This window comes from Streptococcus parasanguinis (assembly GCF_009717775.1).
GTDB lineage: Bacteria > Bacillota > Bacilli > Lactobacillales > Streptococcaceae > Streptococcus > Streptococcus parasanguinis_AG.
Genome location: NZ_WMZF01000007.1, coordinates 212,997 through 228,480 on the forward strand (window position 1 = coordinate 212,997; position 15,484 = coordinate 228,480).

Sequence of the window (15,484 nt, forward strand, 5' to 3'; positions counted from 1 at the left end):
CGTTTCCCGTCATTTGAAAGGCACATTTCCTATCCATTTTTAGAATTATTCTTCATTTGGCACAAGCTTCATTATACCAAATTTTCACCATTTAATACAGCCAAGCGTACCAAATTAAAGGCATGAAGAACTGCAATTTCGCGGACATCCGTCCGGCTACGTCCGGCGATATTGACTTGGACACTATCTACTCCATTTGGAGTTGCAAGTCCGATAAAGACGGTCCCTGCTGGATGCCCTTCCAGACTATCTGGCCCCGCAACTCCGGTCAGGCTAACACCATAATCGGATCCTGTTAACTTACGGGCCTGTGAAGCCATGGCTTGAGCTGTAAAATGAGACACTACTCCATGTTGCTCCAACTCTTGAGCTGGAATAGACAACATCTTGCTTTTTTCTTCCAAACTATAGGTGACAAAACCACCCGCGAAGATGCTGGACGCTCCTGAAAAATCTGCCAGGGTCGCTTGGAAGAGGCCAGCCGTCAGGCTTTCTGCAGCTGTAATCGTCTTACCAGTCTGTTTCAAGAGATCAAAGGCCACCTTGGCCATCGAATTGTCATCTCCATAACCGTAAAACAGTTCATGTAAGGGTTGATGGTCCAAGGTGTGGCGGGATAAGATTTCCTTTTCTAAGACATCGAGCTTCGCATCTGCTTCTGCCTGATCCTTCGCCTTTGTAGACAGACGCAAGGTCACTTCTCCCGTCTTGGCATAAGGAGCCACTGTCGGATCACTCTGCTCTTCAATGATATCTGCTAGGATCGTAACCAGCTGGCTTTCCCCAATCCCAAAGAAGCGCAAAACTCTAGAAAAGAGCTGTTCCCCTGTTGTCAAATGAGGCACCAATTGTTCGTTAACCATAGGTTTTAACTCACTTGGAGGACCAGGAAGAACGACATAGGTCACACCATCGACTTCAATCAAACCTCCAACCGCGAGACCTGTACGGTTTTGAAGGGGGATTGAGCCAGCAATCATTTGTGCTTGTCGCTCATTATTGGGCGTCCGGACATAATCAGGGCGACTAGCAAAGAAGGTGTCGAGTTTGGCAAGCGCTGTCGGATCAAAAACCAGTTCTTTCCCTAAGAACTTAGCAAGGGTTTGCTTGGTCAAATCATCCTCTGTTGGCCCAAGTCCACCACATAAAACCACTAAATCACTGCGTTTTGAAGCTGTCTCAATGGTCGAGAAGAGACGGCCTTCATTGTCTCCTACCGCCACATGATAATAGACATCAATTCCTAAACTAGCCAATTTTTCAGACAAGAATTGAGCATTGGTGTTGACAATTTGTCCTGTTAGAATTTCTGTTCCAACTGCAATAATTTCCGCCTTCATGGGGCCTCCTACTTATACTATTCGTAATTTTCATTTCATTTTAACACAATTTCCTAAATTATTTAAAAAACAGATTGAAGATAAAGTCCATTTTGGACAACTTTCTTCAATCTTTTTCTTTTAGAGTATAAAGTAAAAAACTCTTAGAAATACTATTACATCAGCATTCCTAAGAGATTTAACTACGTAGTAACCAACTTCTAAAAGGGCTATTTTCTATTGTTGATAGAGCTTATCTATATTCTGAAGCAACCATATCGAGTGGTTGCTTTTTTACTACTTTCTTGATCTAAAAGCCTTCTTCTGACTCTAATTCTTATTGTTTCCCCTCATCTTTTGTGATACAATAGCATCAATTTTTTCTAGGAGGATGAGATATGGTTTCTACTATTGGTATTATAAGTTTATCTAGTGGGATTATCGGAGAGGACTTTGTCAAGCACGAAGTGGACTTGGGGATCCAACGACTCAAAGACCTGGGACTCAATCCTATCTTTTTACCTCATTCACTAAAAGGCTTAGACTTTATCAAAGAACATCCCGAAGCTCGTGCGGAGGATTTGATTCAGGCCTTTTCTGATGATAGTATCGACATGATATTATGCGCCATCGGTGGAAACGATACCTATCGCTTGCTACCTTATCTTTTTGAAAATGACCAACTACAAAAGGTTATCAAACAAAAGATTTTTCTTGGCTTCTCGGATACGACCATGAACCATCTCATGTTGCATAAACTAGGAATCAAGACTTTTTATGGGCAATCCTTTTTTGCAGATATTTGTGAATTAGACAAGGAAATGTTGCCATATAGCCGCCACTACTTTAAAGAATTGATTGAGACTGGAAAAATCTCAGAAATTCGCCCTAGTAACGTTTGGTACGAGGAACGGACTGATTTTAGTCCCAAGGCTCTGGGAACACCTCGTGTTAGTCATGAAAATACAGGTTTTGACTTGTTACAAGGCAATGCTCAGTTTGAGGGAGAAATCCTCGGTGGTTGTCTTGAGTCTCTCTATGATATTTTTGACAACTCTCTACACGCAGATAGCACAGACCTCTGCCAAAAATACAAACTTTTCCCTGACTTATCCGACTGGGAAGGAAAGATTCTATTGCTAGAAACAAGTCAAGAAAAGCCTGAACCTGATGATTTCAAAAAAATGTTGCAGACTTTAAAGGACACTGGTATATTCGAGGTCATCAGTGGACTATTAGTCGGAAAACCTATGGATGAAACTTTCTATGACGACTATAAAGAAGCACTATTGGATATCATTGATAGCAATATCCCGATTGTCTATAATCTGAATGTCGGACACGCAACTCCAAGAGCCATTGTCCCCTTCGGAGTACACGCCCATGTAGATGCAACGGAGCAAGTCATTCGCTTTGACTATAACAAAGAAAGCTGAGAAAAATTTCTCAGCTTTTTTCTATATTCTCAGATACTCTAGTTACCTATACTCACTAATCACCGTTTTTCCATTCACAATCATTCTCATGATCATTGACCAGGCCTGCTGCTTGTAGGTAGGATAAAACTGCGACTGGTCCGGTGAACTTAAAACCACGCTTTTTGAGGTCCTTGGCTAGCTTCTCAGAAAGAGCTGTCTTCGCTGGAGCCTGTCGGTAATCTGAAACATCATTGACGATGGTTTTCCCATTGACAAAAGACCAAAGATAAGCATCAAACGATCCAAATTCCTCCTGGACTTGTAGAAAGGCTTGAGCATTGGCCCGTGTCGCAAAAATCTTTGCACGATTGCGGATGATGGCTGGATTGTCTAACAAAGTTTCCAGGTCAGAGTCGGTCATCTCTGCGACGCGTTGAAGATGGTAACCATGAAAAGATTCTCGGAAAGCCTGCCGTTTATTGAGCACCGTTTCCCAAGATAGACCGGCCTGATAAGTCTCCATACAGAGCAACTCAAAAAGCGCCTGGTCATCATGGAGGGGCCGACCCCATTCTTCATCATGGTAAGCTACATAGAGCGGGTTATTCATTTTAACCCAGCCACAACGTTTTGGCATAGGAACCTCCTATTTCACCAACATCTTAAGGGCAGACTTGATATAGTTCTCTGCTGTATCTGTCGTTCCTTCAAAGAACTTCTTGATTTTCTTAAGTTCCGTTGCCTTGTAGCCCAATGCCAACATGGCTTCCATGGCTTCTTCCAAGGCTTGGTTTTCTTCTGCAACTTTGGCTTTGGACTGAGCCGGTGCATCTTCTAGATCAAGATTGATCTTACCTTCTAGGTCCAAGACCATCTGTTGGGCTGTTTTCTTGCCGATCTTCGGAAACTTGGTCAAGTAAGTGATGTTCTTGCTTTCGATGGCTTGGACAAGGCCTGCATTGTCATCCGCAGCAATGATAGCCAGAGCTGAGACAGGTCCAATCCCAGAGACTGAGATCAAGTTTAAAAAGAGCTGTTTCTCTTCTTCGGTTTCAAAACCATAAAGAAGGTGGGCGTCTTCCCGGACCACTTGGTGTAGATAGACTTGCACCTCTTGGTTCATTTTGCCAGAGTAGGCATAGGGATTAGCCACATGCAAAAGGTAGCCGATCCCAGCTGTTTCTACCACAATGTATTTAGCGGTGATTTTCGTTAAAATTCCTTTAATGTATTCGTACATAAGATTCCTTTATTGTTTGTTTAATACTTGCCCAATTCCCGTAGACTGGTGTGATTTTCCTGAATGCGTCGGAACATCTTTTCCATATCCGACTTGGTAAAGTTGACCAAGACGGGACGGCCGTGGGGGCAGTTATAAGGGTTGTCACATTGGGACAGTTGGTAGATGAGATCCCGTGCGGAGTAATCATCCAGTGTGTGGTTGGCCTTGATGGAGCGTTTGCAGGACATCATGATGGCCAACTCAGCCCGGTATTTCTTGATGGACACTTCCTTGGTCAAGAGGAGCATGTCACACATTTCATAGATACCCGACTCGATCTCTTCCTCCTTCATCCAGATCGGATGCTCCCGCAAGATCAACTGGTTAGCTCCGTATTCTTCTAAGTAGACGCCCACTTCTTCTAAGAGGTGCTTGCGCTGTTGCAGGCGGATCAGATCGTCTGTAGGGAATTCAAAAATATAAGGCACTAGCAGTTGTTGCTGACTGCCGTCCACGTCCCCGATGCTCTCCCGGTATTCTTCGTATTTGACGCGCTCTTGGGCCGCGTGCTGGTCAATGATATAAAGGCCCCCATTGCCTTGGGCAAAGAGATAGGTTCCATGCATCTGACCAAAATATTCCAACTCTGGGAAGGTCGAATGTTCTTCCCCATCCAACTTATCATAGGCCTTGTCTAGACTAGCCAGATCCAACTCTGGGTGATCCAATTCATCATAAACCACAGCCTTTCTTTCCGCAAACTTAATCGCGCTTGTCGGTTTTTCTACTGGGTTTCCTTGGCTTGTAGAATCAGTAGCTACCTCTTCTGTTAGAGGCAGTTGAGGATCTGCCACTTCTGGTCGAAGTTTGAAATCTTGACTTTCTCGATCATAATAAAGACGGTTTTCTTTTAAAGGCAGGGTTGTCTGAACTGGCTTTTCTGTTCGGCGAATGGTCGACTTGGCTAGATTTTCTAGAGCATCCGGAATCAAGTCCTGCTCTTTCAAAGCGTCCGCAATCGCTTGGGAAATCAAGGCCATCAGTTCCCGTTCTTTGGAGATACGAATCTCTTGCTTGGTCGGGTGAACATTGACATCCGCTAAGTAAGGGTCGATCTGGATATTAATGATCGCAAGCGGAAAGCGCCCCACCATGAGTTTACTGCCGTAGCCGTCTAAAATAGCTCGATTGAGCAAGAAATTCTTGATGTAACGGCCGTTGATAAAGAGACTGATGTAATTGCGATTGGCACGAGTCAATTCAGGCAAAGACACAAAGCCCGTCACTTCAAAATCTAGGTCACGATTTTCAATGGCCACCATCTTCTTAGCAGACGCAAGGCCATAGACACCCGCAATCGCTTGCCGGAGATTGCCAGTCCCCGCTGTTTTGGTCATTTCTTTTCCATCATTAATCAAGGTAAAGGCAATCTCAGGATGGGCCAAGCTCAAGCGATTGAGAATATCCACAATATGGGATAGCTCTGCCTGCTGGCTCTTTAAATACTTGAGACGAGCAGGGGTATTAAAAAAGAGATCTTCCACTGTGATCTTGGTCCCGACAGGGCTTGTCGCTGGCTCCAACTCCTCAATTTCGCCACCCTTTGCGACCAATTTGGTCCCGTGAGCAGCTCCTTCTTGCGCCGTTAGAAGGGTTAGAATACTGACAGAAGCAATGGAAGGCATGGCCTCACCACGAAAACCAAGCGTTCGAATACGAAAAAGATCCGCTTGACTCTTGATCTTACTGGTCGCATGTCGACGGAGGGCCAAAGCGACCTCATCGTGCGCAATTCCTTCCCCATTGTCTGTAATCCGAATCGACTTCAATCCTGCTTCTTCGATTTCAACAACAATCTGGCTAGCTCCAGCATCGATCGAGTTTTCAACCAATTCCTTGACCACACTAGCAGGTCGTTCAATCACTTCACCTGCCGCAATCTGATTGGCTAGGACTTCTGGCAATTCAATAATCTGTGACATGTCTGCTCCTTTACCTATTTTTTCACCGATACATGTAGCTCTATTATACCACAGATCCACAAGACTCCCTTTCTTAAAAAATAGAGGCCAGTCCCATCTTCTTCCTTAAAAACCGCATAGGCAAAGAAAACGACCACATAGACAAATCTCCTTGTCTTCCCTTTGGAAAAAGTGTTTAATAGTAGTGTAAAGAAGGAGCCGGGCTAGCAGGCCAACCGACTTTACCCAAAGGAGGGAGAAACGATCTTATGAAAGTTGAAGTACACATTGATTCCCACTTCCAAGAAGAAGCGGTGATGATCACAGCACCTGCACTATCTGCGCGTGTAGAGAAAATCCGTGACTTTGTGGAAGAATTGGATCAAAAAGGACGCTTACGTGCCAAAAAGGATGGGGAAGCTTACCTGATCGAAAGCCAGCTATTCCAACGTTTTTACATTGAAAATCGGCAAGTAATTGGTGAGACCATGACAGATCAATTTATTCTGACTGGGCCACTCTATCAGTTATCTGAAGACTTACCGACCTGCTTTCTCAAAATTTCCCAATCTGAAATTATCAACACAAAAGAAATCGATCACCTGCACTTTACTAGTGGAGGATCGGTGCAAATCTATCTTAAAAACGGGAGTCTGACCTACTCCTCCCGTCGTTACTTGAAAGCCATTAAGGAGAAATTATCATGCTAAAACAATCTTTTTCTGACGCCCTAAAAGGGATTTTCATCGGGCTCATCTTATCCATCTTCTTTTCCTATCTCTTCTCACCTGAGTTGTACCTTCCCTTAAGTCCCAACTCTGCAGTCGGTCGCTGGATGTTCTTGCATCATGTTCACGGCTCACTGGTCATGCTCTATTGTGCTCTCGTTTGGGGTGCGATTGGGGTCCTCTTTAGCTTCGGAAGTCTCCTCTTTCAAAAAGACTGGAGCCTCTTACGGGCTACTCTGAGCCATTACCTACTCATGTTACTTGGGTTTATTCCCCTAGCTACCTTGGCCGGCTGGTTTCCAGCACGACTCGGATTTTACTTCTCACTCGTTGTCGAATTCACCCTCGTTTACGTGATCATCTGGTTGGTCTCCCATCATTTTTATAAAAAACAAGTCCAAGAAATCAATCAAAGCATTACTAACCACTAAAATAAAAGATCCTCGCCATCACGAGGATCTTTTATTATAATTTCTTTTTCAATTCGGCGACTGCCATCATGACTTCCATGGGAGTCATATTGTAGAGATCCAGATTTTTCAATTCTGTGATCACTGTATTTTCTGCCTCCTCCTCAAAGAGGGACATTTGTTCAGCAACCTGCGAAGACACTTCCTTTTTAGGAGTTGCATCTGCAAGCGGTACTTGCTGGGCTTGTCCTTCGAGCTTGGTCAAAATCGCATCCGCCCGCTTCAGCAATTCTTCTGGTAAACCAGCGATCTTGGCCACGTGAATCCCATAGGATTTATCTGCTGGGCCGGATTCAATCTTGTGCAAGAAGGTAACCTGACCATCTCGCTCCAAGGTCGCAACATGGACATTTTCCAAACGGGACAAGGTCTCTGAGAGAGCCGTCAACTCATGGTAATGAGTCGCAAACAAGGTTTTGGCACCGGTTCGATCGTGAATGTATTCGATGATGGATTGGGCGAGGGCCATCCCATCATAGGTCGCCGTTCCCCGTCCCAACTCATCAAACAAAATCAAGGACTGGGGTGTTGCCTTGCGAATGGCGTGATTGGCTTCCATCATTTCCACCATAAAGGTAGACTGACCCGATACCAGGTCATCAGCAGCTCCGATCCGAGTATAAATCGCATCAAAGATTGGCAACTCGGCCTTTTGCGCTGGAACATAGGAGCCAATCTGGGCAAGAATCACAATGATCGCCAATTGGCGCATATAGGTAGACTTCCCGCTCATATTTGGCCCCGTAATCAGCTGAATATCCCGTTCCTCATCCATAAAGATGCTATTAGGAATATAGGACTGGGCTCCCATCACTTTCTCAACAACCGGATGGCGGCCTTTGTCGATTGCGATTCGTCGTTCTTCATGAAAAAGGGGACGATTCAACCGTTGCGACTCAGCGACACTGGCTAAACTTTGTAGAACATCAACCGTTGCAATCGCCTGAGCTAATTGTTGCAGACGTTGGATATACTTGCCAACTTCTTCCCGAATCCGCATAAAAATCGTATATTCCAGATTAGCAGACTTCTCACGCGCCTCTAGCATATCTCCTTCGATGCGAGCCAATTCCTCCGTACCAAAGCGTTCTGAATTTTTCAAGGTCGCCTTGCGGAAAAAGTGAGCAGGAACGTGACTCAATTGAGAATTGGTGACATGGAAATAGTAGCCATCCTTCTTGTTGTAATCGATTTTTAGACCTGTAATGCCGCTGGCTTCGCGCTCCTTGGCCTCAATCTCAGCAATCCAACCAGTACCATCCCGAAGAACGACACGGTACTGGTCCAATTGCTCGTCAAACCCAGTTCGGATGATATTTCCCTCCGTAATAACAGCAGACGCTTCCGGAGCAATAGCTGAGGTAATCAAGCGGTGCAACTCAGGAAGTTCATCCAAGCGTGCAATCAAGACATCTAAGACTGGATCACCAATCCCCAGTAGAATCGACTTGATCGTCGGCACATGCCCCAGAGTATCTCCTAGCTGCAAGAGATCCTTAGGGTTGATCTTGCCAAAGGAAACCCGACTCGCTAAGCGTTCAATGTCATAGACCCCTTTGAGGCTGTCGGTCAAATCGCTCCGTTCAAAGAAATGATCCATAAAGACCTGAATGATGTCCTGGCGCTCTCGAATCCGTTTCAAATCGACTAAGGGTTTCTGAATCCAGGACCGCAACAAACGACCGCCCATGGCCGTCTTGGTTTCATCCAAATACCAATACAAGCTACCATGTTTCTTCCCAGTCCGCGCATTCTCTGTCAAATCAAGACTAGCCTTGGTCGCAAAGTCCATCTGTAAGAAATCGCAAATCTCATAATGATGGGCTTTTTTGAGGTGGCTCAATTCCCGCATTTGTGTCTGGTGGACATACTGGAGAAGTTTTCCAGCCGTTTTCTTTTCGAGCTCACTCAACTGATCCCCTAAGAGTTGAACATCGTCAAGCGCCGTCTCTACATGTGACAACAAGAGATTCATCTGGCTAACAAACACACGTTCTTCCTGTTCTGGCAACTCGTAACCCAGGACCACCTCACGCGCACGTAAATTGCGGATTTCTCCACAAACCATGCTAAAGTCATTGAGGGTCGTCACCTGAAACTCCCCTGTCACCAGATCCATATAGGCTAGCCCATACTCATTTCCTGAACGATCCAAAGCAACCAGGAAGTTGTTCTCACTATCTGGCTTGGTCGAATCCACCACTGTACCCGGCGTGATCACCTGTACGACTTCACGCTTAACGACCCCCTTGGCTTCTTTGGGATCTTCCATTTGTTCCGCAATCGCTACCTTATACCCCTGTTCGATGAGAACATCGATGTACTGCTGGGCCGAGTGGTAGGGAACACCCGCCATGGGAATCGGATTCTCTGCATTTTTATTCCGTGAGGTTAAGGAAATCTCTAAAATTTGAGCTGCATTCACTGCATCTTCATAAAATAATTCGTAAAAATCTCCCATTCGAAACAGCAAAAAGGCATCCGGATAATCTTTTTTGATATCTAGATACTGCTGCATTCCAGGGGATATTTTCTCTACTGCCATACTTCTTTATTCCTTACTGTTGCGTCGTTTCTTGACACAAGCTCCATAGATGAAAACAGGAGTAGATAGCTCACTATCTTCCTCCTTTTGACATCTCTCTTTCTCTCCAACGGGGCTTGACTACTGCATCATCCCTAAAATTTCATTTTGAATTTCAATAGCCGCCTCTTGGTCACGGCAGACAATCAAGAGGGTATTGGCCCCTGCTACTGTTCCCAAAATACGCTCATCTGACATTTCATCTACACCATTGGCCAAGAGAGCTGCTTCTCCTAGCTCTGTCCGCAAGACCAAGGTGAATTCCGCTCGTGAGACAGACTTGGCGTGGCTGGACAACATAATATAAATCTCCGCCACCTCAGGCTCATTGGGCAAAATATAATACAACTGGTCTTTTCGTTTCACCTTGACTAGACCCAGATCGCGCAAATCTCGTGACAGAGTTGTTTGCGTTACAGCAATTCCTTTTGCTTCTAATCGATCCTGAATCTCTTTTTGAGTCGACAATTTTTCATTTCGAATCATTTGTTGAATCAAAAGGTGACGTTCTGTCTTTTTCATTGGACCTCCACTTTTGAATAAATATACTTTAAATTATACCAAAAAAATTGAAAATTCGCTCAGAATTGTGTTAAAATAATAGTTAAAAGGACTAAGGAGCTAATATGAACAATAAAGAACTCATTGCTAGTGAATTGGCCAAAGTGATTGACTCTCTTGACCAAGATGCTATTTTAAATTTGCTTGAACAACCAAAATCATCTGATCTTGGTGACATTGCTTTTCCAGCCTTCTCACTTGCAAAAGTGGAACGCAGGGCTCCTCAAGCAATCGCTGCAGATATTGCTGAAAAGATCGACCAAAGCGCCTTCGAAAAAGTCGTTGCAACTGGACCTTACGTGAACTTCTTCTTAGACAAATCTAAGATCTCTGATCAGGTAATCAAATCCGTCATCGAAGCAGGTGCAGACTACGGTCAACAAGACGAAGGTAAAGGTCAAAACATTACCATCGACCTTTCAAGCCCAAACATCGCAAAACCATTCTCAGTTGGTCACTTGCGCTCAACCGTTATCGGGGATGCTCTTTCAAACATCTTCCGCAAAATGGGCTACAACACGATTAAAATCAACCACTTGGGGGACTGGGGTAAACAGTTCGGTCTCTTGATGGTGGCCTACAAAAAATGGGGTAGCAAGGAAGCTGTCGAAGCCAACCCAATCGATGAATTGTTAAAACTTTACGTTCGGATCAACGCTGAAATCGAAAACGATCCTGAGCTTGATGAAGAAGGACGTAAATGGTTCAAAAAATTGGAAGATGGAGATCCTGAAGCAACAGAATTGTGGCAATGGTTCCGTGACGAAAGCTTGGTAGAATTCAACCGTATCTACAAACTCCTCGGTGTTGAATTTGACAGCTTAAACGGAGAAGCTTTCTACAACGACAAGATGGATGAAGGGGTTCAAATCCTTGAAGACAAAGGCTTGTTGAAAGAATCTAAAGGGGCTAGTATCGTTGAACTTGATGATGTGAACCTTCCACCAGCTATGATTAAGAAATCAGACGGTGCCACTCTTTACATCACGCGTGATATCGCAACCGCTATCTACCGTGCACGGACTTACAACTTTGTGAAAAACATCTATGCTGTAGGTCAAGAACAATCCAACCACTTCCGTCAGTTGAAAGCTGTTTTGAAGAAAATGGGATTTGACTGGAGTGACGATATGGTTCACGTTGACTTTGGTTTGGTGACAAAAAACCGCCAAAAATTGTCAACTCGTAAAGGAAATATCATCCTGCTCGAACCAACTCTTCAAGAAGCCATCTCTCGTGCCAAAGCTCAGATTGAAGAAAAGAATCCTGAACTTGAAAACAAGGAAGAAGTGGCACATGCAGTCGGTGTTGGTGCGGTTAAATTCTACGACTTGAAGACAGACCGTCGCAACGGGTATGACTTCGACCTCGAAGCCATGGTATCCTTCGAAGGAGAAACTGGACCTTACGTTCAATACGCTTACGCTCGTATCCAATCCATCCTTCGCAAAGCCAACTTCACACCATCTACAGATGCGACATACAGCTTGAGCGATCCTGAAAGCTGGGAAATCATCAAGCTTCTCCAAGACTTCTCTCGTGTCGTGAAACGTGCTGCTGAAAACTATGATCCATCCTTGATCGCAAAATATGCTATCAACTTGGCTCAAGCCTTCAACAAATACTATGCACACACTCGTATCTTGGATGAAAGCCCAGAACGCGAAAGCCGTCTTGCTCTTAGCTACTCAACAGCAGTTGTTTTGAAAGAAGCCCTTCGCTTACTTGGTGTCGATGCGCCTGAGAAAATGTAATTTCTTATCTAATGATTGATAAGTAGAACATCTCTTATGGGAGTGAGAGGAGAAACTAAATGAGATTCAATTTAGTTCTTTCTCACTCCTTTTCTCATGCCCAATGCTCTACATTTTCAGATCCTTTATATACAGGAGAAATCTATGAATCAAACCGTTTACATCTTAATCCTCATCAGTTTAGTGGTCCTCTTTTTATTTAACAAGTACGAAAGAGAAAAACTACAACGGCTCTTACAAGAGCAACTCTTGAAAGATCAAGCTTTCAAAGATAGCATCAAGGAAAAAATCCAAGAGACCGACAACATCAACGATGTCATCCACGCCATCAACAAAGACTATCGATTGGGACTCCTACTTGCTAAAGAAATCACTGAAAAATTAAAATAAGCCATAGAAGAGGAGTCATATAAAATGTGACTCCTCTTCTATTCAGTCGCAACAAATAAGAGGCTGGGACAAAAGTCCTAGCCTCTCAATTATTTTTGGATTGTCGAGCAAGACGCAGTGGTTGAGTGGGCTCTACTACGCTGATTTCATCAGCTTTTACAGCCCTACTCAACTGTGCGGAGGTGGGACGACGAAATCGAATTCTAACGAATTACCGATTTCTGTCCCACTCTCTTTATTTTAAAGATGATACAAATCTTCTACAATGGCAGCTACTTTTTTAATATCTCCCAACATCCCCCGCATTTCAAAATCGGCTAACATAGGGAAACCAAAGCGTTGGCTGTACTGCTTAGCGGTTAAACAATATTGATTGTTAAAATTCCGATTGCCTGATCCAACCACTCCTAAGCACTTGCTGGCGTTATCTCCGTAAGCAATAAAATCCGCAACATCTGTCGTCAAAATTTCCACATCGCCGTTGTCAACACCATTTCCACCCTCCAAATAGGTTGGCAAAAAAGTGATAAAAGGGTTGGTCATTTCAAAGAAGGGCTGGCCCTCTTTGACCAGGTCTTTCACATGCACTTTCTCGATTTCAAGTCCGGGATGAGCTTCCAGCAAATAGTCACTTAAGCGACGGACAAAACTCTCTGTATTTCCACTCAGACTAATATAAACAAAGGATACTTTCATCTTTTTTCTCCAATCAAGAAGCTCTCTTATCCTCTAAGAGAGCTCCATTCAAACTTATCTATTATGCCGCTTGAGCTTTTCTCAAACGCAAGGTTTTATACAAAACAATTCCAAGGAAGAGAAGAGATAAAGCAGTCAAGAGTAACAAAGCAATGGATGAAGATGCCAAATATCGTTGGCGAAGGGACGGGTTTGAAAAACTAGCTAATAGTGGACGCCCTGCAAAATAATTATAGCAAGAGAAGGCTTGACTTAATAAAATCTGCCCCATGTAAGTATAATGGGCTGTTAACAGATCCTGCTTCATAAAGAGGAAATAGAAAGTTGCAAGCAAAGCAATCAGAATCAGGGAAACAAATAAAAAGGTTAGTGGAGACTGATTGAGTTGGGCCGATTTCTCATAATATGTCACGTAGTCAGCCTTGTCTTGAGCCGTTGTTAAACCAAGTTGTTTCGCAAAATCATCTGTCAGCTCAAAACTCTTTGAAGCTCCAAAGGTTGAGACAGCTGATGTTAGGGTTCCAACCGTAGAGAAAAATAACAGGATGTAAAGATAGATAGGTTTCTTTTTCATACAAACTCCTTTTCATTTCTTACACCCTATTATATCGCGATACAGATAGAAAGGCAAGCACCTCAAAACCGTGGAAGCACTTGCCTGATCACTGATACGTTCAAATGAAATTCATTTGGAAAATAATGGGTGCAAAAGATGAAAAAGATATCACAACTGTATGATTAGAGATCTAACGAAGTCCGATAAACTTTCATTCGAACAGAACTAGTATAGCGGATTTCCCTCTATTTTAGTCCTTTATTTGTATTCTGCTTGATTTCAACACCATTTAGTCTTTGAAACCCATTTCTGTTCCTTATCCATAAACTATTCTGTCCTTTTTCGCAACTATTTGGTCATCACTCCATCAAAAAAGCCAGAAGGACTTTGTACTGACCCCAAAAAGTTAGACAAATAATTTAAGTTAAGGATTTAGTCCTGTATTGTACAGGACTAAGTCCTTTTAGTTTTACCTTAATTCGTTTGTTGTTGTAATAGTCAATATAGTTTACAATAGCTTGTTCCAATTGGTTAAGTGACTTAAATGTATTCTCGTAACCATAAAACATTTCCGATTTCAAAATGCCAAAGAAGGATTCCATCATGCCGTTGTCTGGGCTGTTTCCTTTACGTGACATGGACGGTTGAATTCCTTTATCCTCTAAAAAACGATGATAATACTGGTGTTGATACTGCCATCCTTGATCACTATGAAGAATTGTATTTGTGTAATGATTCTCAGTAAAGGCCTGGTCTAACATAGCTTTCACTTGTTCTAAATTCGGTGAAGTCGAAAGATTATAGGCGATAATTTCGCTATTAAAACCATCTAAAACTGGCGATAAATAAAGTTTTTGATTGCTTGCTGGAATGGCAAACTCGGTCACATCTGTGTAGCACTTTTCCATTGGCTTGGTTGCTTCAAATTGGCGTTGAATAAGATTATCTGCTTTCTTACCAATCTCTCCTTGGTATGAAGAATACTTCCGTTTACGACGAATACGAGCACTTAAACCAAGGACCTTCATCAGACGTTGGACCTTCTTATGATTCACTACAAAACCACGATTCCTCAATTCAAGAGTCATTCGACGATAGCCGTAATTCCCTTTATGCTCAGTAAAAATAGATTGAATTTCAACTTTAACATCATAATCCTTATCGCTTTGATCGAGCTGTTTTAAATGATAATAATAAGTTGAACGGGCAAGCTTAATAATCTTTAGAAGAATCTCTAAAGCAAACTCTGTTACCAATCCTAGGACAATTTCCGTTTTTCTTCTTGCTCTTTTTCGTCCCTCAATCGGAGTTCTCTCAACTTTTTTAGAACCGCATTCTCCGCTCTCAAGTACTCATTTTCTGCTTGAAGACGTTCTAGTTCTGTCATCTCTTCGGGTTTCTTCTTTGGCTTACGTCCCATTTTAGGTATCCTTCCTCTTGTTTTCTCAACAATAGTATACCCGTTTTTCTTATATTGTGCTATCCAATTATGCAACATTCCAACACTTGGAAGAGCATAATCTAGAGATACCTTTATTTGTGAACGACTTTCAAGCAGAACTTTATCAATGATTTCTTGTTTTAGTTCGGGAGAATAGTAACAATTCTTTCCTTTTTTGACGATTTCTATTCCATAACGATCAATCAATTTAATCATGTACTTAAGATTAGAAATGTTTATCCCAAATTGATTTGAAAGCTCTTTGAAGCTTCGCCCTTGTTTTTTATGTTCATAGATCTGAACTTTATCTTCATAAGTTAATTTCATAATAAAAACACCCCAAAAGTTAGATTTTTTTCTGTCTAACTTTTGGGGTGCAGTTCA

Annotated in this window: 14 protein-coding genes; 5 read left to right on the forward strand and 9 right to left on the reverse strand. The window is 43.0% G+C overall.

Annotation, left to right across the window (positions count from 1 at the left end; all coding sequences use genetic code 11):
* Nucleotides 1-71: 71 nt before the first annotated feature.
* Nucleotides 72-1,340, reverse strand: coding sequence for a competence/damage-inducible protein A (locus tag GMC92_RS08860; RefSeq protein ID WP_155200194.1), 1,269 nt, complete (start codon nt 1,338-1,340; stop codon nt 72-74).
* A 377-nt stretch (nt 1,341-1,717) separates the two neighbouring features.
* On the opposite strand from GMC92_RS08860, the gene GMC92_RS08865 reads away from it, so the two are divergent.
* Nucleotides 1,718-2,755, forward strand: a complete 1,038-nt coding sequence (locus GMC92_RS08865; RefSeq protein ID WP_155200195.1) for a S66 family peptidase — start codon at nt 1,718-1,720, stop codon at nt 2,753-2,755.
* A 55-nt stretch (nt 2,756-2,810) separates the two neighbouring features.
* Here GMC92_RS08865 and GMC92_RS08870 read toward each other — a convergent pair whose 3' ends face one another.
* From GMC92_RS08870 to mutL, 3 genes are read right to left on the reverse strand one after another with little or no spacing between them, the layout of a single operon-like run.
* On the reverse strand, nt 2,811-3,374 hold the full coding sequence (locus tag GMC92_RS08870; protein WP_155200196.1) for a DNA-3-methyladenine glycosylase I: 564 nt from the start codon (nt 3,372-3,374) through the stop codon (nt 2,811-2,813).
* Between the two features lie 9 nt (nt 3,375-3,383).
* Nucleotides 3,384-3,977, reverse strand: a complete 594-nt coding sequence (gene ruvA / locus GMC92_RS08875) for a Holliday junction branch migration protein RuvA (RefSeq protein ID WP_155200197.1) — start codon at nt 3,975-3,977, stop codon at nt 3,384-3,386.
* Between the two features lie 20 nt (nt 3,978-3,997).
* Nucleotides 3,998-5,941 carry a DNA mismatch repair endonuclease MutL gene (gene mutL, locus GMC92_RS08880; protein ID WP_155200198.1) on the reverse strand — a complete coding sequence of 648 codons (1,944 nt, stop codon included), beginning with the start codon at nt 5,939-5,941 and terminating at the stop codon, nt 3,998-4,000.
* Between the two features lie 248 nt (nt 5,942-6,189).
* Here mutL and GMC92_RS08885 point away from each other — a divergent pair, with 248 nt between their 5' ends.
* Both GMC92_RS08885 and GMC92_RS08890 read left to right on the forward strand, forming a co-directional pair.
* The gene (locus GMC92_RS08885) at nt 6,190-6,630 is read left to right on the forward strand and encodes a LytTR family DNA-binding domain-containing protein (protein WP_049503862.1); all 441 of its coding nucleotides are present in this window, start codon (nt 6,190-6,192) and stop codon (nt 6,628-6,630) included.
* Entirely contained in the window at nt 6,624-7,079 is a 456-nt protein-coding gene (locus tag GMC92_RS08890) for a DUF3021 domain-containing protein (RefSeq protein WP_021154102.1), read from the forward strand. Before GMC92_RS08885 ends, GMC92_RS08890 begins: the two co-directional genes overlap by 7 nt.
* Before the next feature lie 34 nt (nt 7,080-7,113).
* Here the strand turns inward: GMC92_RS08890 and mutS are convergent, their stop codons facing one another.
* A complete protein-coding gene (gene mutS / locus GMC92_RS08895; RefSeq protein WP_129824857.1) occupies nt 7,114-9,663 on the reverse strand; it encodes a DNA mismatch repair protein MutS in 2,550 nt (849 codons plus the stop codon).
* A 120-nt stretch (nt 9,664-9,783) separates the two neighbouring features.
* Nucleotides 9,784-10,224 carry an arginine repressor gene (gene argR, locus GMC92_RS08900; protein ID WP_023919910.1) on the reverse strand — a complete coding sequence of 147 codons (441 nt, stop codon included), beginning with the start codon at nt 10,222-10,224 and terminating at the stop codon, nt 9,784-9,786.
* Between the two features lie 104 nt (nt 10,225-10,328).
* On the opposite strand from argR, the gene argS reads away from it, so the two are divergent.
* Nucleotides 10,329-12,017, forward strand: a complete 1,689-nt coding sequence (gene argS / locus GMC92_RS08905; protein WP_155200199.1) for an arginine--tRNA ligase — start codon at nt 10,329-10,331, stop codon at nt 12,015-12,017.
* A 144-nt stretch (nt 12,018-12,161) separates the two neighbouring features.
* The gene (locus GMC92_RS08910; protein ID WP_023919916.1) at nt 12,162-12,407 is read left to right on the forward strand and encodes a hypothetical protein; all 246 of its coding nucleotides are present in this window, start codon (nt 12,162-12,164) and stop codon (nt 12,405-12,407) included.
* Between the two features lie 240 nt (nt 12,408-12,647).
* Here the strand turns inward: GMC92_RS08910 and nrdI are convergent, their stop codons facing one another.
* The 3 genes from nrdI to GMC92_RS08930 form a co-directional block, all read right to left on the reverse strand.
* Nucleotides 12,648-13,103, reverse strand: coding sequence for a class Ib ribonucleoside-diphosphate reductase assembly flavoprotein NrdI (nrdI, locus tag GMC92_RS08920; RefSeq protein ID WP_045760033.1), 456 nt, complete (start codon nt 13,101-13,103; stop codon nt 12,648-12,650).
* 61 nt (nt 13,104-13,164) lie between these two features.
* Nucleotides 13,165-13,677, reverse strand: a complete 513-nt coding sequence (locus GMC92_RS08925) for an ABC transporter permease (RefSeq protein ID WP_049471796.1) — start codon at nt 13,675-13,677, stop codon at nt 13,165-13,167.
* Nucleotides 13,678-14,078: 401 nt separating this feature from the next.
* Nucleotides 14,079-15,427 (reverse strand): IS3 family transposase gene (locus GMC92_RS08930; RefSeq protein ID WP_155200200.1). Its coding sequence is split into 2 segments (ribosomal slippage): nt 14,079-14,986 and nt 14,986-15,427, totalling 1,350 coding nucleotides; the frame shifts between segments, so codons are not numbered across the junction.
* Nucleotides 15,428-15,484 lie beyond the last annotated feature (57 nt).

Bases quoted from the DNA above. Each gene is read 5' to 3' on its own strand.
- GMC92_RS08870 (WP_155200196.1), bottom strand. From the start codon at position 3,374: ATGCCAAAACGTTGTGGCTGGGTTAAAATGAATAACCCGCTCTATGTA.
- GMC92_RS08860 (WP_155200194.1), bottom strand. From the start codon at position 1,340: ATGAAGGCGGAAATTATTGCAGTTGGAACAGAAATTCTAACAGGACAA.
- GMC92_RS08865 (WP_155200195.1), top strand. From the start codon at position 1,718: ATGGTTTCTACTATTGGTATTATAAGTTTATCTAGTGGGATTATCGGA.
- argR (WP_023919910.1), bottom strand. From the start codon at position 10,224: ATGAAAAAGACAGAACGTCACCTTTTGATTCAACAAATGATTCGAAAT.
- GMC92_RS08925 (WP_049471796.1), bottom strand. From the start codon at position 13,677: ATGAAAAAGAAACCTATCTATCTTTACATCCTGTTATTTTTCTCTACG.
- argS (WP_155200199.1), top strand. From the start codon at position 10,329: ATGAACAATAAAGAACTCATTGCTAGTGAATTGGCCAAAGTGATTGAC.
- mutL (WP_155200198.1), bottom strand. From the start codon at position 5,941: ATGTCACAGATTATTGAATTGCCAGAAGTCCTAGCCAATCAGATTGCG.
- ruvA (WP_155200197.1), bottom strand. From the start codon at position 3,977: ATGTACGAATACATTAAAGGAATTTTAACGAAAATCACCGCTAAATAC.
- GMC92_RS08885 (WP_049503862.1), top strand. From the start codon at position 6,190: ATGAAAGTTGAAGTACACATTGATTCCCACTTCCAAGAAGAAGCGGTG.
- mutS (WP_129824857.1), bottom strand. From the start codon at position 9,663: ATGGCAGTAGAGAAAATATCCCCTGGAATGCAGCAGTATCTAGATATC.
- nrdI (WP_045760033.1), bottom strand. From the start codon at position 13,103: ATGAAAGTATCCTTTGTTTATATTAGTCTGAGTGGAAATACAGAGAGT.
- GMC92_RS08910 (WP_023919916.1), top strand. From the start codon at position 12,162: ATGAATCAAACCGTTTACATCTTAATCCTCATCAGTTTAGTGGTCCTC.
- GMC92_RS08890 (WP_021154102.1), top strand. From the start codon at position 6,624: ATGCTAAAACAATCTTTTTCTGACGCCCTAAAAGGGATTTTCATCGGG.